The sequence below is a fragment of the Aureimonas flava genome (genome assembly GCF_003583935.1).
GTDB lineage: Bacteria > Pseudomonadota > Alphaproteobacteria > Rhizobiales > Rhizobiaceae > Aureimonas > Aureimonas flava.
Genome location: NZ_QYRN01000003.1, coordinates 159,609 through 177,253, shown reverse-complemented (window position 1 = coordinate 177,253; position 17,645 = coordinate 159,609). Strand labels below are relative to the sequence as shown.

17 protein-coding genes are annotated in these 17,645 nt (G+C 70.4%); 10 read left to right on the top strand and 7 right to left on the bottom strand.

What is annotated here, in order from left to right:
• Positions 1–4 precede the first annotated feature (4 nt).
• The 3 genes from D3218_RS06485 to odc2 form a co-directional block, all read right to left on the bottom strand.
• The gene (locus D3218_RS06485) at positions 5–2,395 is read right to left on the bottom strand and encodes a PAS domain-containing sensor histidine kinase (RefSeq protein ID WP_245414942.1); all 2,391 of its coding nucleotides are present in this window, start codon (positions 2,393–2,395) and stop codon (positions 5–7) included.
• Between the two features lie 156 nt (positions 2,396–2,551).
• Entirely contained in the window at positions 2,552–3,133 is a 582-nt protein-coding gene (locus tag D3218_RS06480) for a GNAT family N-acetyltransferase (protein ID WP_119539100.1), read from the bottom strand.
• Positions 3,134–3,259: 126 nt separating this feature from the next.
• Complete coding sequence (gene odc2 / locus D3218_RS06475; RefSeq protein ID WP_119539099.1) at positions 3,260–4,393, bottom strand: ornithine/lysine decarboxylase; 1,134 nt, start codon at positions 4,391–4,393, stop codon at positions 3,260–3,262.
• A 525-nt stretch (positions 4,394–4,918) separates the two neighbouring features.
• Between odc2 and D3218_RS06470 the strand changes: the two genes are divergently transcribed.
• The 4 genes from D3218_RS06470 to D3218_RS06455 all read left to right on the top strand — a co-directional run bounded on the left by D3218_RS06470 (position 4,919) and on the right by D3218_RS06455 (position 8,192).
• The gene (locus tag D3218_RS06470; RefSeq protein WP_168990427.1) at positions 4,919–5,842 is read left to right on the top strand and encodes a LysR family transcriptional regulator; all 924 of its coding nucleotides are present in this window, start codon (positions 4,919–4,921) and stop codon (positions 5,840–5,842) included.
• 42 nt (positions 5,843–5,884) lie between these two features.
• Complete coding sequence (locus tag D3218_RS06465) at positions 5,885–6,391, top strand: L,D-transpeptidase (protein ID WP_119539098.1); 507 nt, start codon at positions 5,885–5,887, stop codon at positions 6,389–6,391.
• A 74-nt stretch (positions 6,392–6,465) separates the two neighbouring features.
• A complete protein-coding gene (locus tag D3218_RS06460; RefSeq protein ID WP_119539097.1) occupies positions 6,466–7,134 on the top strand; it encodes a DUF1007 family protein in 669 nt (222 codons plus the stop codon).
• Positions 7,119–8,192 (top strand): nickel/cobalt transporter, encoded by a 1,074-nt coding sequence (locus D3218_RS06455; RefSeq protein ID WP_119539096.1) that lies wholly within the window; start codon positions 7,119–7,121, stop codon positions 8,190–8,192. The genes D3218_RS06460 and D3218_RS06455 overlap by 16 nt, the downstream gene beginning before the upstream one ends.
• Here D3218_RS06455 and D3218_RS06450 read toward each other — a convergent pair.
• Entirely contained in the window at positions 8,189–8,953 is a 765-nt protein-coding gene (locus tag D3218_RS06450) for a gamma-glutamyl-gamma-aminobutyrate hydrolase family protein (protein WP_119539095.1), read from the bottom strand. The two genes, D3218_RS06455 and D3218_RS06450, sit on opposite strands and share 4 nt — an antisense overlap.
• A gap of 185 nt (positions 8,954–9,138) precedes the next feature.
• Between D3218_RS06450 and D3218_RS06445 the strand changes: the two genes are divergently transcribed.
• The 4 genes from D3218_RS06445 (at position 9,139) to D3218_RS06430 (ending at position 11,575) form a co-directional block, all read left to right on the top strand.
• Positions 9,139–9,852 carry a chromosome partitioning protein ParA gene (locus D3218_RS06445; RefSeq protein ID WP_210209646.1) on the top strand — a complete coding sequence of 238 codons (714 nt, stop codon included), beginning with the start codon at positions 9,139–9,141 and terminating at the stop codon, positions 9,850–9,852.
• A gap of 93 nt (positions 9,853–9,945) precedes the next feature.
• On the top strand, positions 9,946–10,482 hold the full coding sequence (locus D3218_RS06440) for a regulatory protein RecX (protein WP_119539315.1): 537 nt from the start codon (positions 9,946–9,948) through the stop codon (positions 10,480–10,482).
• A 118-nt stretch (positions 10,483–10,600) separates the two neighbouring features.
• Positions 10,601–11,164, top strand: a complete 564-nt coding sequence (locus D3218_RS06435; protein WP_119539094.1) for a type 1 glutamine amidotransferase domain-containing protein — start codon at positions 10,601–10,603, stop codon at positions 11,162–11,164.
• Between the two features lie 141 nt (positions 11,165–11,305).
• Entirely contained in the window at positions 11,306–11,575 is a 270-nt protein-coding gene (locus D3218_RS06430; RefSeq protein ID WP_119539093.1) for an aa3-type cytochrome c oxidase subunit IV, read from the top strand.
• A 67-nt stretch (positions 11,576–11,642) separates the two neighbouring features.
• On the opposite strand, the gene D3218_RS06425 is transcribed toward D3218_RS06430, so the two are convergent.
• The 3 genes from D3218_RS06425 to D3218_RS06415 all read right to left on the bottom strand — a co-directional run bounded on the left by D3218_RS06425 (position 11,643) and on the right by D3218_RS06415 (position 15,284).
• Positions 11,643–12,143 carry a DUF992 domain-containing protein gene (locus D3218_RS06425; RefSeq protein WP_119539092.1) on the bottom strand — a complete coding sequence of 167 codons (501 nt, stop codon included), beginning with the start codon at positions 12,141–12,143 and terminating at the stop codon, positions 11,643–11,645.
• A gap of 110 nt (positions 12,144–12,253) precedes the next feature.
• Positions 12,254–13,144 carry a tetratricopeptide repeat protein gene (locus tag D3218_RS06420; RefSeq protein WP_119539091.1) on the bottom strand — a complete coding sequence of 297 codons (891 nt, stop codon included), beginning with the start codon at positions 13,142–13,144 and terminating at the stop codon, positions 12,254–12,256.
• 127 nt (positions 13,145–13,271) lie between these two features.
• Complete coding sequence (locus tag D3218_RS06415; RefSeq protein WP_168990426.1) at positions 13,272–15,284, bottom strand: FUSC family protein; 2,013 nt, start codon at positions 15,282–15,284, stop codon at positions 13,272–13,274.
• Between the two features lie 123 nt (positions 15,285–15,407).
• Here D3218_RS06415 and D3218_RS06410 point away from each other — a divergent pair, with 123 nt between their 5' ends.
• On the top strand, positions 15,408–16,316 hold the full coding sequence (locus tag D3218_RS06410; RefSeq protein ID WP_119539089.1) for a PhnA-like protein: 909 nt from the start codon (positions 15,408–15,410) through the stop codon (positions 16,314–16,316).
• A 290-nt stretch (positions 16,317–16,606) separates the two neighbouring features.
• Positions 16,607–17,518, top strand: a complete 912-nt coding sequence (locus tag D3218_RS06405; protein ID WP_119539088.1) for a class I fructose-bisphosphate aldolase — start codon at positions 16,607–16,609, stop codon at positions 17,516–17,518.
• Positions 17,519–17,645 lie beyond the last annotated feature (127 nt).

The following is a 17,645-nucleotide window of genomic DNA, read 5'->3' as shown; positions in this document are numbered from 1 at the left end:
GCGATCAGGGCTCGCCGAGCCGGGCCGGCAGGACGTTGTCCTCCGGTGCGACCTGAAGATCGGCCTCGATGGTGCACACGAGGCCGGCGGGATCGTAACTGACGGTGACCTCGCCGCCGAACTCGGCGGCCAGCGACTGCTCGATGAGCCGCGAGCCGAAGCCCTTGCGCTCCGGGGCGGCCACGGGCGGGCCGCCGCTCTCGCGCCACTCGAAGCGAAGGCTCTCGCGCTCGGCGCGATCCACCCGCCATTCGATCCGTACCTCGCCCCGCTCGTCGGAGAGGGCCCCGTATTTCGCGGCGTTGGTCGCGAGTTCGTGCAGCGCCAGCGCCAGCGCAAGGCTCTGGCGCGCCGTCAGCCGGATGTCGGGCCCGTGCCAGGCGATGCGCCCGCCGTCGCCGTGCGAGGCGAGCGTCTGGGCCACGATCGCCTCGATGGGCGCGCTGGTCCAGCTCGTCTGGGTCAGGATGTCGTGGGCATGGCCCAGCGCGATCAGCCGCGCGGAAAATGCGGCGAGCCCCTCCTGCGCGCTGGCCGCCCGGCGCATGGTCTGGTTCGCCAGCGCGTTGACCATGGCCAGCGTGTTCTTGACGCGGTGCTGGAGTTCGCGCGTCAGCAGCGCCTGCCGCTCCTCCGCCTCCTTGGCCTGCGTCACGTCGCGAACCGCGCACACGATGCGCGCCGGCGCGCCGTCGGCGAGCACGCTCTGACCGCTGGCGTGGACGGTCCGCGACCCCGCCACGTCTCGCGGGGCCGTGCGGAACACGAGATCGAAGCTTCCCGGAGCCTCGGCGCCGGTCGCCTGCCGCACGGCCGCCTCGACCCGCTCTTGGTCCTCCGGATGGATCCGGGGGCGGAACGTCCCGGCAAAGGTCACGGCTTCGTCGTCGGCGATCCCGAGAATCTCGCGACAGCGAGGGTCGCACACCATGTCGCCGGTCTGGAGGTCGTAGTCGAAGCTGCCGATCTCGGCCGCCTCGTGCGCGAGGCGCAGGCGGGCCTCGGTCTCGATCAGCGAGCGTTCGGCGCGGCGGCGGCGCGAATAGGTCCAGGAGCGGTTCAGGACTTCGCGGATGAAGCCTATCTCGTCGTCCGACCAGCGGCGCGGCGACGTGTGGTGCAGATACAGGATGACCTCGAGCCGCCCGTTCTCCTGCACGGCGAGGTTGATCATCGACAGCGAGCCGATCGCCTCCCAGGCCGCCGCCCCGTCGCGCGTCGCAGGATCTTCGCGGACGTCCTCCACCACCGCCATCCCGCCGCGCAGGGCGTCCGCCAGGCTGCTGCCGAAGTCGGCGATACGCTTGCGGCCGGACAAGGGGACGAGGCCGGGCGCGGTCCATTCGCCGACGATCGCGGCGAAGGTCTCGGTCGGGTCCACCTTGGCATAGCCGACGCGTCCGATCTCGAGCGTCTCGCCCAGGAGATGCAGCGCCTTCAGCGTGTAGTCGACGGATTCGCCGAAGCCGCCCTCGTCGCCGAGGCGCAGGAGCGCGGCCTGCCGCCGCTCGCGCAGCTTGTCGGTGGTGATGTCCACCACCGCGCCCGGAAAGCGCACCGGGCGCCCCGCATCGTTCAGGAAGCAGCGGCCCCGCGCGTGGATCCAGCGCACGTCGCCGTCGCGCCGCACGGTGCGATACTCGGCCGAAAAGTCGCCGCCGGCCTCCATCGCAGCCTGGATCGCCGCCGCGACGCGCGTCCTGTCCTCGGCGTGGATGCCGTGAAGATAGCTCTCGATCGGCAGGCCCGAGGCGGCTTGCGCCTCGTCCACGCCGTAGAGGTCGGCGAAGCGCGCGTCGGCGTAGACGATGTCCTGCGGCAGGAGCCAATCCCAGGTGCCGATCAGCGCCGAGGCGTCGAGCGCGAACTGGAGCCGCTCGCGGCTCGCCGCGAGTTCCAGGCGTGCGATCTCCTCCTCGGTCCGGTCGCGCAGGATCTTCAGGAAGCCGATGCGCCCGCCGGTCCCGTCGAGCAGCGGAACGAGCTCGCCGCGCGCGAAGAAGGTGCTGCCGTCGGCACGCAGCAGCCAGCGGTTGTCGGTGGCGCGGCCCTCGCGCGCGGCGGTCGCCATCTCCGCCTCGACGCGGCCCGCCACGCGGTCGTCCGGGGTGAAGAGGTCGGCCACCGGCTGCCCGAGCCGCTGGGCTCCGGTCCAGCCGAAGACGTCGGACGCGGCCTGGTTCCACAGGATCACGCGCCCCTCGAGATCCGTCGCGATCAGCGCGTAGTCCGCGACATTGGCCAGAAGGGTCTCGTAGACGGCGCCGGACAGCGCCGTCGACGCCCCTGCGTCGGCCGCGATCTCCGCATGGGACCGAAGACGCTCGTTCTCGCGCGTCAGCTCGGCGATCCTGCATTCGGCGGCGGCCAGTCGGGCCGCAGCATCCCCCATCATTCCCGTTTCCAAGCCATGCCATCGTGGAAGGCCGCCGAAGCCGGTGGCGTCGGCGGCGGTGTCGTTCCCCTGCTTCAGGTGAAGCACGTTCGGGGGCCGGGGGCAAAGGCAAAGGGCCGGCTAGGGTGAATAAACACCCCCCCGACCGCCTGCGGCTCAGGCCGCGAGCGCGCGCGAAGCCGGCAGGCCCGTCGGAACGATGAGCCCGGCCGCGCCCGCCAGCGCGCCGTCGCGCAGGGCGAGGCCGAGCAGACGGTGGCGCTCGAAGGGACCGGGCATGACGAGGTCGGCCGCCATGTCGGCACCGAAGCCGAAACGCTCGTAGAAGGGCGCGTCGCCCACCAGGACGATGGCCGCGTGGCCGCGCCAGCGGCTTTCGGCGACGGCGCGGCGCATCAGGGCCGAGCCGATGCCGAGGCCCTCGCAGCACGACGAGACCACGAGCGGGCCGAGCAACAGCGCGGGGACCGGCTCGCCCGACCGCGCGCCGGCGGCGACGTTCCAGAGGCGCACGGTGCCGAGGAGCTCGCCCGCGTCCGATTCGGCCACGAGCGACAGGCCCTCCGCCGGAAGGCGGTCGCGGCGGATCGCCTCCGACGACTTGCGGCGGCGGTTCGGTCCCATGGCGGCGTCCAGCAACGCCTCGCGCGCGGCCTCGTCCGCGGCGGTCTCGGCGCGCAGGCGGACGGCGGGCGTCGGGGCGGGAAGGTCGGCGAAGAAGGGGGCGCGCGCGAACATCGGCGGTCATCCTCCGGGAAGGGGACGAACGAAAGCGCGGCGCCCGCAAACGGGGCGCCGGCGACGGGCCCTCCGGCGCGGGCGGCGCCGGAAGGGATGCTCGGGAGGGGACGGGCGGTCCGCCCGTCAGATGACGTAGGAGCGGAGCGGCTCGAACCCGTTGAAGGCGACGGCCGAGTAGGTCGTCGTATAGGCGCCGGTGCCCTCGATCAGAACCTCGTCGCCCACCGTCAGCGAGATCGGCAGCGGGTAGGGGGTCTTCTCGTAGAGCACGTCCGCCGAGTCGCAGGTCGGGCCGGCGAGGACGCAGGGCTCCTTGCGGTCGTCGTCGCGGGCCGTCACGATCGGATAGCGGATCGCCTCGTCCATCGTCTCGGCGAGGCCGCCGAACTTGCCGATGTCGAGATAGACCCAGCGGTTCTCGTCCTCGGCGGACTTGCGCGAGACCAGCACCACCTCGGCCTTGATCACGCCCGCGTCGCCGACCATGCCGCGACCCGGCTCGATGATCGTCTCCGGGATCCTGTTGCCGAAATGGCGGCGCAGGGCGGAGAAGATCGAACGACCGTAGGCCTCAGCCGAGGGCACGTCCTTGAGGTAGCGCGTCGGGAAGCCGCCGCCCATGTTCACCAGCGTGAGCTGGATGCCGCGCTCGGCGAGCTGGCCGAACACCATGGCCGCGTCGCCCAGCGCGCGGTCCCAGGCCTCGGTGTCGCACTGCTGCGAACCGACATGGAACGAGACGCCGGTGGCGACGAGCCCGAGGTCGCGGGCGTGGGTCAGGACGTCGATCGCCATGGCGGGCACGCAGCCGAACTTGCGCGACAGTGGCCATTCGGCGCCGGCGCCGTCCGTCAGCACGCGGCAGAACACGCGCGCGCCGGGCGCCGCACGGGCCACCTTCTCGACCTCCTCGACGCAGTCCACCGCGAAGAGCGAGACGCCCAGCGCATGCGCGGCCGCCACGTCGCGCTCCTTCTTGATGGTGTTGCCGAAGGAGATGCGGTTCGCCGTAGCGCCGGCGTTCAGCGCCATCTCGATCTCGGCCACGGACGCGCAGTCGAAGGACGAGCCCAGCGAGGCCAGGAGACGCAGGATCTCGGGTGCGGGATTGGCCTTCACGGCATAGAAGATGGAGGAGTCGGGCAGGGCCTTGCGGAAGGCGCGGAAATTGTCCTCGACGATGTCGAGATCGACCACCAGGCAAGGCCCGGCGGGACGTCGGGTGGCGATGAAGTCGAGGATGCGCTGCGTAGCCATCGGAAGCTCCGGTTAACCATGAGGTTGACGAGGAGCGCACGCATTCGTTCCCACGCGCGGCCGATGGAGACCCCGCACGTGATGCGAACGCGAAACGCGACATTCGTGGACCCGAAGACGGCGACGTGCCGTCGAAGGATCCGAAAGTCTGCCGTGGATTGGAGGGCTGGGCCCGCCGCACTTCAGGCAAGGAAGGTGTGCCTCTGCAGTATTCCCGGCTATGGAGACCAGGAGAGACCAGAAAGGCCCTCACCGTCGTTGCTTCAAGGCGTCCACGATTTCGCCAGCAGCGAAACCGATCTGGAGGATCTCTCCAGTTACCGTCCCGGTGACCTTCGCATTCGAAGGGCCGGGGGACGCCCACAGGCACGTGCGACATTGGGCAAGCGGGGATATAGGAAAGCCGTCTGTCATACACAACAAGAAAATCACGTCCGGTCCCGCTTTTTGAATTCGCGCTGGACTTCGGTGCATCATGTCGTCAGACGGCAACACCGGTCAGTTTCGCACACGAGAGATATGCCGATGGACACCCTGACCCGCATGCGCGCCTTCCTCGCCGTCGTGGAGAATGGGGGCTTCTCGGCGGCCGCGCGCAAGACCGGCCGATCCAAGGCGCTCCTGTCCAAGTACGTGCGCGAGCTGGAGGACGAGCTCGGCGTGCTCCTGATCAACCGCACGACCCGGCAGGTGGCGCTGACGGCGGCCGGCGAGGTCTACGTGTCGCGCGCCTCGGCGATCCTCGCCGACCTTGAAACGCTGAACGAGGAGGCGCGCGAGGCGACGGGAGAGGCGAAGGGCACGCTGCGCGTGACCGCCGCGCGCACCTTTGGCGACGCCGAGCTCGGCCTCAGCCTGGTGGAGTTCTCGGCCGCCCACCCGGACATCTCGCTCGACCTCCATCTCAACGACAGCTTCGTGAACCTCTTGGAGGACAATTTCGACGTGGCGATCCGCATGACGCGGCTGACCGATTCGGCGATGATCGCCCGGCGTCTCGGCAGTCTCGACTTCACCATCTGCGCGACGCCGGAGTTCCTGGAGCGCCACGGCGTGCCCACGCATCCGAGCCATATCACGCGCATGCCGGCGGTGATCGATTCCAACGCCAAGATCCTCTACAACTGGACCTTCAAGGATCCGCTCACCGGCGATCCGATCCCCATCAGCGTGTCGGGCCGATTCTCGGCCAACTCGCCCTACACGGTGCGCGCGGCCACGCTGGCGGGTCTCGGGATTGCGATGATGCCCGAATTCGTCGCCCGCCCCGAGATCGCGGCCGGGCGTCTGGTCAGCGTCCTGGACGATTTCGTGCCGAAGGACGCCGGCATCTACGCGGTGTTTCCGCACCGGCGGCATCTTCCTGCCAGAACGCGCGTCTTCGTTGACTTCTTGGCAACCTGGTTCCGCAAGAATTGTCCCGGCCGGGAGATGAGCGCCGCCGCCTGACGCGCCGACCCCGGCCCCGTTCCTGGATGCCCGAGGTCCCGCATGCGCCGTCTCGTCCCGCTTCTCGCCGCCGCCTTCCTTCTCGGGGCTGGCCCGGCGGCCCATGCCGGCGTCCAGGCGCGCGAGACGGTGTTCATCGGCGACTACGAACCCGGCACGATCGTGGTGATGACCGGCGCGCGCCAGCTTTTCCTGGTCACCGGCGACGACACCGCCCTGCAGTACGACATCGCCGTCGGCAAGCCGACCGAGCAGTGGTTCGGAACGAGCTGGGTCTCCAAGAAGCGATTTAATCCGACCTGGGTGCCGACTCCTTCCATGCGCGAGAAGAAGCCGACCCTCCCCGCCTCGATGGGGCCGGGGCCGGACAATCCGCTCGGCAAGCGCGCGATGAATCTCGGGTGGGGCACCTATCGCATCCACGGCACCAACTCGCCGAACTCCATCGGTTCCGCCGCCTCGGCCGGCTGCTTCCGCATGCGCAACGACGACGTGATGGACCTGTTCGAGCGGGTCCACGTCGGGGCGCGGGTCGTCGTGCTGCGCTGAGCGGCAAGGGGCTTCTCCCCACTTTCGCCTTGGTTTAATCGTCCCTCCCGCGGGGCAGCGAACCGGGGGCGAGCATGCGTCGACCAACCTTCCTGGGCGGAGCGGCCGCGGTGGCGCTGCTGGCGTGCTGCGGCGCGGCCGAGGCCCATCCGCATGTCTTCGCCGATTCGCGCATGGAGATCGTCGGCACGGCCGACGGCATGCTCTCGTCCGTGCGCAACATCTGGCGCTTCGACGAGCTGTTCTCCTCCAGCGTGGTGGTGGACTTCGACAAGAACGGCAACGGCACGCTGGACGACGACGAGGTGCAGGCGGTGGCCGAGACGGTGCGCCAGTCGATCGCCGAGTGGGAGTTCTACACCTTCGTCAGCGTCGGCAACCGCGACGTGAAGCTCCAGCCGCCGGCCGCGATCCGCGGGTTGTTCGAGCATGGCCAGCTCCTGCTCTTCTTCGAGATGAAGCCGGCCGAGCCGGTCGATCTCAAGGCGGCGCCGGTCACCTTCTCGGTCTACGACGAATCCTACTTCGTCGCTTTCGACTTCGCCGACAAGAACGCCTTCCAGCTCCTCGACATGCCGAAGACCTGCACCAAGACCTACACCCGGCCCGACCCCGACGAGGACGCGAGCGAGTGGATGAGCTCGGTTTCGATGCTGAAGCCGGGCCAGGCCATACCGGAGGACGGGGTGAACTTCTCCCAGCTCCTGGCGACCCGGGTGGACGTCTCGTGCAAGGCGGGCTGACGCGTCTCGCGGCTGCGCTGTGCCTTCTGCTCGCCGCCGCCGCCGCCGCCCACGCGCAATCCTCGCTCGGCATCGGCAGCGCCGAGGCGACGCCCGCGCCGAGCGGACCCTTCGCGGGGCTGATGATGGAGATCCTCGCCGTCCAGCGCGCGTTCTTCGTGGATCTGCGCCAGGCGCTGGTCGCCCTGCGCGACGGCCACGGCGGCTTCGCCTGGCTCGCGGGGCTGTCCTTCGTCTACGGCGTGTTCCACGCCGCCGGGCCCGGCCACGGCAAGGCCGTCCTGTCGTCCTACATGCTGGCCAACGAGGTCGCCCTGCGCCGGGGCGTCGTCCTGTCCTTCGCGGCCGCGCTGGTGCAGGCGCTCTCGGCCGTCGCGGTGGTCGCACTCGGCTGGTTCGTGCTGCGAGGGTCCGGCCTGTCGATGACCGAGCTCGCCTTCGGGCTGGAGCTCGGCTCCTATGCGATGATCGCGCTGGTGGGCGCCTGGCTGCTGGTCCGCAAGGGCTGGCCGCTCCTGCGCGGCCTGATGGTGCGGGTTCGCACGCTGGCGCCGGCGCCGCGCGGCGGCCTCGCCTTCGCCGGGCGGGGCACCTTCACCGAGGCCGGCGGGGCGCGGCAGGCAGGCGCCTTGCGCGCCTCCGGCGGCTATGGCGCCGACATCTGCGACGATCCTGCGGGCGACGCCTGCGACTGCGGCCGGCCGCACATTCTGGAGCCGACGTTCCTTGCCAGCCCCGCCTTCTCGTGGCGCGCCGGCCTCGCCACCGTGGTCGCGATCGGCCTGCGCCCCTGCTCGGGCGCCATCGTGGTGCTCACCTTCGCGCTGATGAACGGGCTCTACGGCGCAGGTGGCCTGTCGGTTCTGGCGATGGCACTCGGCACGGCGATCACCGTATCGGCGATCGCCGCGATCGCGGTCTCGGGCAAGGGGCTCGCCCTCCTGGCCGGGCGGGGCGGGGCCTGGGGCAGGGGTCTGCGCACCGGGCTGGAAGCGGGGGGCGCCCTGCTTCTGGTCGCGGTCGGCCTCGGGCTGCTGCTCGCGTCCCTCCCGCGCTAGCGCGCCGCCCGTCGATCGCGAAAGGCGCGGCAGGCCGCGCCGAAGCTCTCGAAGATGGCGCGCGAGGCCGGGTCGCTCGCCGCCCAGTATTCCGGGTGCCACTGGAGGCCGAGGGCGAAGCCCTTCGCGTCCGCCACGGACACCGCCTCCACCGTGCCGTCCGGCGCGCGGGCCTCGACCGCGAGGCCGTCGGCCAGCCGGTCGATCGCCTGCCGGTGCAGCGAGTTCACCTCCACCGGACCGTCGCCCACGATCGTCGCCAACCGTCCGCCGGGCTCGACGCTGACCGGGTGGCGCAGCGCGAAGCGCGCGTCCTGCTCCGGGTGCGTCGGGGCCCGGTGGTCCATACGGCCCTCGAATTCCTGGATCTCGGTGGCCAGCGAGCCGCCCAGGGCGACGTTGAGCTCCTGGTGCCCCCGGCAGATCGCGAGGAGCGGCGTCCCCCGTGTCAGCGCCTTTCGGATCAGCGCGTCCGTCAGCCTGTCGCGCGCCGGGTCGAACGGCTCGTGCGCGGCGGTCGGCGCCACCCCGTAGCGGCTCGGATGGACGTTGGAGGCCGATCCGGTGACCAGCACCCCGTCCACCCGGTCGAGCACGACGTCGAGGGCCGCCTCGTCCACCAGCGCGGGCACGATCACCGGCACGCCGCCGGACGCCTGCGCGATCGCCGCCAGGTAGGTCGAGGGCGCGGCGTGCCATTCGTAGTTGTCGAACACCCGCGTATCGGCGGGCACGGCGATCAGGGGCGCGCTGTGTGACACGGTCTCGGGTCCTCGGCTTCGGGGCGGAGCGTGGGGCGAATCACGCCGTCCTTCCGATCGCCCGACCGCAAGGCCCGGTCAAGCAGCGCGCGCTTTAAAGGTGGCCATCGCTTGTCGCCCGCCAGTCCGGGTGCGTGGGTCTCGCCTCGCGGGGCGACGGCTCGATGCTTCCAGAAGGAAAACCCATGACGCCCGTCCTGTCGATCGGCTCGCTCAAAACCTCCGGCTCCACCACCCTCGCCCTGACGCTCGCGGGCGTCGCCGCCGCCGCCGACATCCCGGTCGTGCTGGTCGACGCCGGCCGCGACAAGGATCTGGTGGACTGGGCGCGCAAGCCCGGCTGCCCCTCGCTCTGCACGGTCGAGGTGGCGGATGACGAGATCACGCTGGAGCGCATCGTGCGCGCCGCCCGCCGCCGAGGCGATCTCGCCGTGATCGACGCCGGCGACAATGCCGAGATGATCCGCGCGGGGGCCCGCCTGTCCGACCGCGCGTTGATCCCGGTCCGCTTCTCGCCCCTGTCCGCCTACGCCGCGCTGGCCACCGACCGCCTGCTCGCCACGGAGGCCGACAAGGGCCGCCGGGGCCGCGACTGGGCCTTCGTCGCCAGCGGCGTCACCACCATCCCGAGCCGCGTCGCGCGCACCATCGAGGCGATGATCGAACGCTCCGCCACCGCGCGGATCGACGTCGGCCTGGTGCTGCGGGCGGCCTACGAAGCGCCCTTCCTCCACGGCGGCACGCTCTTCACGCTGAGCGAGGACGTCGCGCCGGGCCTCGAACGCGCTCGCGCGGAAGCGGCCACGATCGCCTACGAGATCGGCATCCTCGGCCACGACGTGCAGGCCACCACGGTGATCCGCGAGCGCGGCATGCTGGAGGCGGCGGCCGCCGCCTGACGCGCGGTGACCGTCTTCCGACGGAAACGTCGGCCCCGGCGCGCGGGGGCCGATGTGCGTGACCTCGGCCGCTCGGCGGACTAGATGTCCGGCATGAGCGACGAACCCCGCAACGCCAAGATTGCGCGCCCCGTCACCCGCGACTGGCTATTTCGCGCGGCGAGTCACTATCTCGAGCGCTATGCCTCCACGCAGGCGAACCTTCGCCGCGTACTCGAGCGCAAGGTGATGCGACGTGCGCTGGCGCGCGGCGAGGAGGCGAGCGCGTTCGAGCCGCTGATCGCCGAAACGGTGGCGCGTTTCGTGGAGCTGAAGCTCTTGGACGACCGAAGCTTCGCCGAGGCGCGGCTCGCCTCCCTGCGTCGGCGCGGCACCTCGCAGCGGCAAAGTGCCGCGAAGCTGGCGGAAAAGGGCGTCGACCGCGAGACCGTCTCCGCCGTGATGGCTGGCGACGAGACCGACGAGGCGGAGGCCGCGCGCCGGCTCGCCCGGCGCCGACGCCTTGGACCGCACCGCCTGCGCGAGCGCGCCGAGCGCCGCGACCGCGACGTCGCCGCTCTGATGCGCGCCGGCTTTTCCTACACGCATGCGTCGGCGGCGATCGACGGCGAGGCGGACGGTCGCGACTGAACCGAGGAACCCTCCCGTCGGACGCCCGTTGGTGAAGCGAACACCAACAAGAGTGGGCATGATGCCGGGACTTGGGTCCCGGACGAGGCATGCCCGCGATCCGAAAGGTTCGATACCGATGCCCAGCATCCGCAACGCCAAGATCGCCATTCTCGCCACCGACGGCTTCGAGCAGTCCGAGCTCACCCAGCCGCTGGAGAAGCTGCGCGCCGCCGGCGCGACCGTCGATGTCGTGTCCCTCGAGGCCGGCTCCATCAAGGGCTGGGACGAGACCGACTGGGGCCAGAGCGTGCCGGTCGACAAGGTTCTGTCCGAGGTCTCCGTGTCCGACTACGACGCCCTGGTCCTGCCGGGCGGCCAGATCAACCCGGACAAGCTGCGCGCCGAGGAGTCCGTGGTGACCTTCGTGCGCGACTTCTACAATTCCAAGAAGACGCTGGCCGCCATCTGCCACGCGCCCTGGCTGCTGGTGGAGGCCGGCGTGATCAAGGACCGGGACGTGACGTCGTTCAAGTCGATCAAGACCGACGTCGTCAATGCCGGCGGCCGCTGGCACGACGAGGAGGTCGTGACCGACCAGGCGCTGATCACCTCGCGCAACCCGAAGGACCTGCCGGCCTTCATCGCCAAGATCATCGAGGAGGTCGAGGAAGGCCGGCACGAGAAGCGCCAGGCGGCCTGATCGCCGGGGACCGATCGCGGATCGCAAGCGGGGCGCCTCGGCGCCCCGTTTTCGTGGGCGGCGTTGCGCGGCGGCGATTGTCACCCCGGCCGCTTGCCGTATAACAGCAGCCAGCACGCCGTGGCGGAGAGGATTGAGCGTATGGCCGAGGAACAGGGCTACGAGTGGAAGGGCACCACGATGGACTATGCCGAGCACGACAGGACCTACATGGGCTTCCTGTGGCTCGTGAAGTACGGGTCCATCGCGGTGGTCGCGATCCTGCTCGGCATGCTGGCGGGTCTGGTGGCGAGCGCCGGCATCATCCTCAGCGTGCTGGCCGCCGTGGTCTTCTTCGTGGTGGCGAGCTACGTGCTGGGCGGCGACGCGCAGGTGAAGACCGACCGCCCGGACCTCGAGCCGCACCACTGATCCCCCGCCTGCCGGAATCGATAAGGGCCCGCACCGAGTGCGGGCCCTTTCTGCGTCGGGGGATGCCTCAGGGCTTGTAGACGATGCCCACCGGCTGCGCCTCGTCCAGCGTCAGCCGGGCGACGCCGACCGTGGCGTTGACGCCTTCCTGGATCTGAAGGCTGGTCGGCTGCAGGGTGAAGCCGCGATCGGGTCCGCCGATCAGCGACTTGCCGCCGACGCCCACCGCGAAGGACGCGTCGATGCTGGTTCCGTAGTAGCGCCCGGCGAGCGAGTCCGGCTGGCCGGCCTGGAAGCTGGCGGCCAGCACCGACCACGTCGACAACGTGCGCCCGGTGATGCCGAGATCGACGCCGTAGGTGTCGAGCGTGCCGACATAGGTCTCGGAGGCGCGGGTGCGGCCGAAGGGGATGTAGTCGCAAAGCACCGTCTCGCTGGACGAGACGACCTGGTTGATCGTGCCCTGGCTCCGGCACACGAGGGTGCCGACCTTGGCCCCCGCCTGCGCGGCGGAGGGGAGGGCGGCCGCGGAGGCCAGGGCGAGGGCGGCGAGAATGGTCTTCTTCATGGCATGTCACTCGGCTTGAAACGCGGGTTCGCGCCGTTAACCATTTGCCATGGGTATGGTTTCCCCGCCGCCGGACGGCGGCGCGTCACGAAACGTGACGCGCTGAAACGTCAGGAGCCGGCCGAGCCGCGCGTGCGGGCCGCGCCGTCCTTCGCCGGCTGATAGTTCGGGTCGAGCGAAGCGGCGTGGGAGAAGGAGCGGAAGGCCTTCGCCTTGTCGCCCCGCGCTTCCAGGACGAGGCCCTGCGTGGCCCAGAACTCGGCGCGCTTGCCGTCGAGCTGGATCGCCCGGTTGATGTCGTCGGCCGCGTCCTCGACGTTGTTCAGCGCCAGGTAAGACACCGCGCGGCCGGAATAGGGCTCGGGCGCATTGGCGTCCATCGAGATCGCGGTGGAGAAATCCTCGATCGCCTGACGGTGCTGCCCGTCGAGCTGATAGAGCAGCCCGCGATTGTGGTAGGCGCGCGGATCGGTCGTGCTGAGGTCGATGGCGCGCTGGAAGTCGCCGAGCGCCTCGCGGTTGCGTCCCGCCAGCCGGTAGATGTTGCCGCGCCCGATATAGGCCGAATCGTAGTTCGGATTGATGCGGAGCGCCTGGTTGTAGTCCGCCACCGCCTCGGCGTTCTGGTTGGTCTGGCGCAGGACCAGCGCCCGGTTGGCATAGGCCTGGTAGAAGTTCGGATCGAGCTGGATCGCGGTGGTGAAGTCGCTGATCGCCCGCTTGTTGTCGCCCGACCGGCCATAGGCGATCCCGCGCACGTTGTAGGCTTCCGGGTTGCGCGGATCGGCGTTCACGGCGGCGGTGAGGGACGACAGGTTCTCGGCCGAACCCTGCGCCTGGTCGAGGCTGATGGCCTGAAGCGTCGGGCCGCTCTGGCAGCCGGCAAGCGCGAGCAGCACGGCCCCGCCGAAGAGCGGGAGGAAGCGGCTGCGGCGCTGGTCGAGGGGGAGCGAGGTCACGCGGCGAAGATCCTTCACAAGTGTCGGGTCGGCAGGGCGCATGCCCAGGACGCAGCCGTCAGAAAGAGGGCGGAACGACGACGGCGCCAGGGAAACTTGGTCGTGCCCGAAGGGAAAGTCCCCCTGTGATGCGCCAATGCCACGTTCGCGGCCGGTTTGTGAAGCCGTTTCAGGCGCTTCCCTGCGACGCACCCAGGCTGGCGCCAGGATCGGCGGGAGCCTCGGGCAGAAGTTGCGCCAGCGTGTGGTTCACCGCCCGCGCGGCGAGGACGGGGTCCAGTTCGTCCTCGGCGGAGCCGTCCGGCGCCCCGGCCGCGGCGAAGTGGGCAGGGGTCGCCATCCGCTGGAAGAAGTCCGGCCCGGCCACCGCGGCGATGGACCTGCGACACCGCGCCAGTTCGCGCCGCAGCGCCGGCACGTCGTCCACCGGACGGATGCAGGCCGCGGCGAGCCGGTGGGCCCAATGGCTGATCACCGCGAACCGCAGCCGCCCGATCCGCACCGAACGCCGCCGCGCGCCGGAGGCCCAGCTCCGTCCGAGCGGACGGCTCGCCGCCAGGATCGCCGCATGCCGACGGTCCAGGGCGCGCGAGATGGCGTAGAGCCGCCAGTCCGATCCGTTGCCGTCGAGCCGCTCCTCGATCGCCTGCATCAGACGGTCGAGGTCCTTCAGGAAGGCGGAGACGGCCTTGCCCGTGGCGGCGCTGGTCCGCTGCGGGAAGACAAGGAACGAGACCAGCGTCCCCGATGCCGTGCCGATCACCGTCTCCTCCAGCCGCAGGATCAGGAGGTCGGGCGTGAAGTTGCCGAGCAGCCCGTAGACCAGCGAGAGCGTGACCGTGAGGAAGAAGGTCATCGTCCCGTAGGACGCCTGGAGGAAGAAGAACGCCAGGAAGGTGCACAGCGCGCACAGGACGAGGCTGGGGACGAACTGCCCGTGCAGCAGCGTCGCCATGCCCATGCCGGCGACGATGCCGGCCGCCGTCCCGCCCGCGCGGCCGAGCGCGCGCACCGCCGTGTCGCCGCGCGACTGCGCGTTGGTGAAGACCAGGAAGGCGGTGAGCACCGCCCAGAACCACCGGTCGGCGGAAAGCCACATGCCGCCCGCCATGGCGAGGGCGCAGGCGAGCGTCACCTGCAGCGCGAGCCGCGTCGCGTCGTCGCGCCAGAAGGGGCCGGCCGTTCCGGGCCGCGCCGGCATGGCGGGGCCGAGGCCGGAAGCGAGGTCGGCCTCGGTCAGTGCGGCCGCCGCCCGGCGCAGCCGCCGCCGCAGGCGCGCGAGGCGCCGGAGACTGTCGGCTAAGTGCCGGCGCGCGGCCTCGCCCGCGATGTCGTGGGCCAGGGCTTCCGCCAGAACCGATTCCAGCGCGAGGTTCAGATCGAAGAGCTCGATCGCCAGCGGTGTTTCCCCCGGTGCGGCCTCACCGCGCTGGGGCTCGTCCGGCAGCATCGCCTCCACCACGCCCATCGCGTCGCGCACGCCCTGGTGCGCGGCCCGCACCCGCCGGCGTCGCCGGTCCGACCAACCGCTTCGCCCGCCTTCGCCGATCAGGGCGGCGACGCGGCCGACGCGATGGTCGACCCCCGCGAGGGCACTTCGCAGATCCGCGAGCGGACGGTCCCGCACCACGATCTCGCGCACCAGGTAGGCGGCGGTGCCGGTGACCGCGATGGCGAGCGCGATGCCCGGCAGTTCGGTCAGCTGGGGGCGGAAATAGGCGCCGGCGAAGCTCGCCATGAACGAGAACATGCCCACGGCCGTCCAGCGCGGGCCCCATCGCCGGACGAAGACGGCCGTGAAGGCGACCACCAGGAACAGGCCGTCGACCACGCGCGGCTGCGACACGAGAAGGCTGAAGAGGGCGATGGTCGCCAGTCCCGCCATGCCGGACAGGAGGCGCGTGCGCAGCCGCTGGTGCGCGGACGGATCGCGGATCGACACGACGCCCTGGATGGCGAACAGGAGGCCGGCGGCGAAGGCGGCGGGCGAGAGCGACATGATCGCATGGTTGGCCAGCAGCAGGCAGCAGAGCACCAGCGCGGCCGCCAGGGTGACGCGCAGCGCCAAGTGCAGGCGGACGAGACCGGGGTCGATGGCCATCAGCCGCGCGGCCACTTCCTCCCAGCTCGCGTCCCGCAGGCGAAGGCGGGCGGCCAGCCGTTCCACGGCCCCCGAAATCACGTCGGAACTCCCTGGAAAACCATTCGGCCGCTCCATTTACCCATGGGACTGCCGGCTTCGGGCCGGACGGCGTATCACACCGCCGCTGCACAAGCGGTCGAGTCTCGGGTGGAGTAAAGCAAAATGGTCGATGTGGTCGATCGCAGTGCATACGCGGCGGCGCCGCTGAAGCGGATTTCCTGGGGTGCCATCATCGCGGGCACGATCCTCGCGCTGGTGTTCCAGATCATGCTGGCGCTTCTCGGGCTGGGCATCGGGCTGGCGACGCTCGACCCGCAGGGCGGCGACAACCCCACACTCGCGAGCTTCGGCTCGGCCAGCGGCATCTGGGCGGTCCTGACCATTCTGATCGCCACCTTCCTGGGCGCCTACGCGGCCGCCCGCTTCGCCGGCAGCGCCTCCAAGCGCGACGGCGCGCTGCACGGCATCACCACCTGGGCGACCGCGACGCTGGTGGCCGTGTACCTCCTGACGAGCGGCGCATCGTCCCTCGTGACCACCGCCTTCGGCGCGCTCGGCTCGACCGTGTCGTCGCTCGGCTCGGCGGTGCAGGGCGTCGTCCCGGATTCGCTGGATGCCCTCCCGCCCGAACTCCAGCAGCAGGCCCGCCAGCTTCTCGCGCGCGGCGAGGATCAGGCGCAGCAGGCGGCCGGCCAGGTGCAGGATCAGGCGCAGCAGGCCGCCGACCAGGCACGCCAGACCACCGGCGAGCAGGATCTCGGCGCCGCCGTCTCGCAGATCTTCCAGGGCCTCGGGCAGGACGCGACCCCGCAGCAGCGCAGCGCGGCCGTCCAGATGATCGCCTCGCAAGCCGGCATCAGCCAGGCCGAGGCGGAGCAGCGCCTGAACCAGTTCCAGCAGCAGTACGATCAGGCTGTCGAACAGGCCCGTCAGGCGGCCGGACAGGCGGCGGATGCGGCATCCGGCGCAGCCTTCGCGGCCTTCGTCGGCCTGCTCCTCGGCCTCGCGGCCGGCGCGGTGGGCGGCCTCGTCGGCCGGACCAAGCGGACGGTCGGGTACTACCGCGACTGATGCCGCGGGCCGTCATATGCTGAACGAGAAGGAGGGATTCGTCCCTCCTTTTCTTTTTGCGCGCATGCCTGCGGCCGGTCCGTGGCGACCGTCGGGAAGAACTTCATGGAATCCGAGCGCCGCCTCGAAAAGCAACGCGATCAGAAGAAATTCAGCTCGAACCCTTTGAACCGATTTTATTGTGCGAGAATGCTTGCGGGACGCTTTACCTGTCGCGGAGAGGTCTTCATGACATCGGCGGCGCCGGGAGTGACGGCGCGTCGCGATCCGTAAAGAGGGCAGTCACGCCGATGCTGAGAACCGATACCGTCCGCAAGATCCTGTCCTGGTACGAGGGCGAGACGCCCGGCCTGAAGTCCAACCTGTCGCGTCTCCTGATGCACGGACGCCTGGCCGGGACGGGCCGCGTCGTGATCCTGCCGGTCGACCAGGGGTTCGAGCACGGGCCGGCCCGCAGCTTCGCGCCCAACCCGATCGCCTACGACCCGCACTATCTCTACAATCTTGCGATCGAGTCCGGCGTGTCTGGCTACGCGGCGCCGCTCGGCCTCCTGGAGCAGGGGGCCGACACGTTCGCCGGCGAGGTACCGCTGATCCTCAAGCTGAACAGCGGCAACTCGCTGGTCAACAAGCAGGACCAGGCCCTGACGGGCACCGTGGAGGACGCGCTGCGCCTTGGCTGCGTCGGCGTCGGCTTCACCATCTATCCGGGCGCCGACGACTCCTACGACATGATGGAGGAACTGCGCGAGATCACGCTCCAGGCGAAGTCGCGCGGGCTGATGACGGTCGTCTGGTCCTATCCGCGCGGCGGCAAGGTGACCAAGGAGGGCGAGACCGGCCTCGACATCATCGCCTATGCCGCGCACATGGCGGCGCTGCTCGGGGCCACGATCATCAAGGTCAAGCTGCCGACCGACCATGTGGACCTCGCCGAGGCGAAGGCGACCTACGAGAAGAACGCGATCGCCCGCACCAGCGCGGCCGATCGGGTGCGTCACGTGATGCAGGCATCCTTCGCCGGAAAGCGCATTGTGGTCTTTTCGGGCGGCGCCGCGAAGAACACGAGCGAGCTTCTGGACGAGGTGCGGGCGATCCGCGACGGCGGCGGCAACGGTTCGATCATCGGCCGGAATTCGTTCCAGCGGTCCAAGGAAGACGCACTGAAGCTCCTGGCCGAGGTGATGGACGTCTACGCCTGAGGCAGCGCCCCGATCGGCCCGTTCGAAGCGGGCCGATCGACGAAGGCAGCGACAATGCAGAGGTCGATTCGAGAGTGCAAGAGGCTTCCGGCTGCCTCGCCTAGCGAGAGGGTTTGCGGCCCCCTCC

Coding starts and splice junctions, on each gene's coding strand:
- D3218_RS06485 (WP_245414942.1), bottom strand. CDS start 2,395: ATGATGGGGGATGCTGCGGCCCGACTGGCCGCCGCCGAATGCAGGATC.
- D3218_RS06480 (WP_119539100.1), bottom strand. CDS start 3,133: ATGTTCGCGCGCGCCCCCTTCTTCGCCGACCTTCCCGCCCCGACGCCC.
- odc2 (WP_119539099.1), bottom strand. CDS start 4,393: ATGGCTACGCAGCGCATCCTCGACTTCATCGCCACCCGACGTCCCGCC.
- D3218_RS06470 (WP_168990427.1), top strand. CDS start 4,919: ATGGACACCCTGACCCGCATGCGCGCCTTCCTCGCCGTCGTGGAGAAT.
- D3218_RS06465 (WP_119539098.1), top strand. CDS start 5,885: ATGCGCCGTCTCGTCCCGCTTCTCGCCGCCGCCTTCCTTCTCGGGGCT.
- D3218_RS06460 (WP_119539097.1), top strand. CDS start 6,466: ATGCGTCGACCAACCTTCCTGGGCGGAGCGGCCGCGGTGGCGCTGCTG.
- D3218_RS06445 (WP_210209646.1), top strand. CDS start 9,139: ATGACGCCCGTCCTGTCGATCGGCTCGCTCAAAACCTCCGGCTCCACC.
- D3218_RS06440 (WP_119539315.1), top strand. CDS start 9,946: ATGAGCGACGAACCCCGCAACGCCAAGATTGCGCGCCCCGTCACCCGC.
- D3218_RS06435 (WP_119539094.1), top strand. CDS start 10,601: ATGCCCAGCATCCGCAACGCCAAGATCGCCATTCTCGCCACCGACGGC.
- D3218_RS06430 (WP_119539093.1), top strand. CDS start 11,306: ATGGCCGAGGAACAGGGCTACGAGTGGAAGGGCACCACGATGGACTAT.
- D3218_RS06425 (WP_119539092.1), bottom strand. CDS start 12,143: ATGAAGAAGACCATTCTCGCCGCCCTCGCCCTGGCCTCCGCGGCCGCC.
- D3218_RS06420 (WP_119539091.1), bottom strand. CDS start 13,144: ATGCGCCCTGCCGACCCGACACTTGTGAAGGATCTTCGCCGCGTGACC.
- D3218_RS06410 (WP_119539089.1), top strand. CDS start 15,408: ATGGTCGATGTGGTCGATCGCAGTGCATACGCGGCGGCGCCGCTGAAG.
- D3218_RS06405 (WP_119539088.1), top strand. CDS start 16,607: ATGCTGAGAACCGATACCGTCCGCAAGATCCTGTCCTGGTACGAGGGC.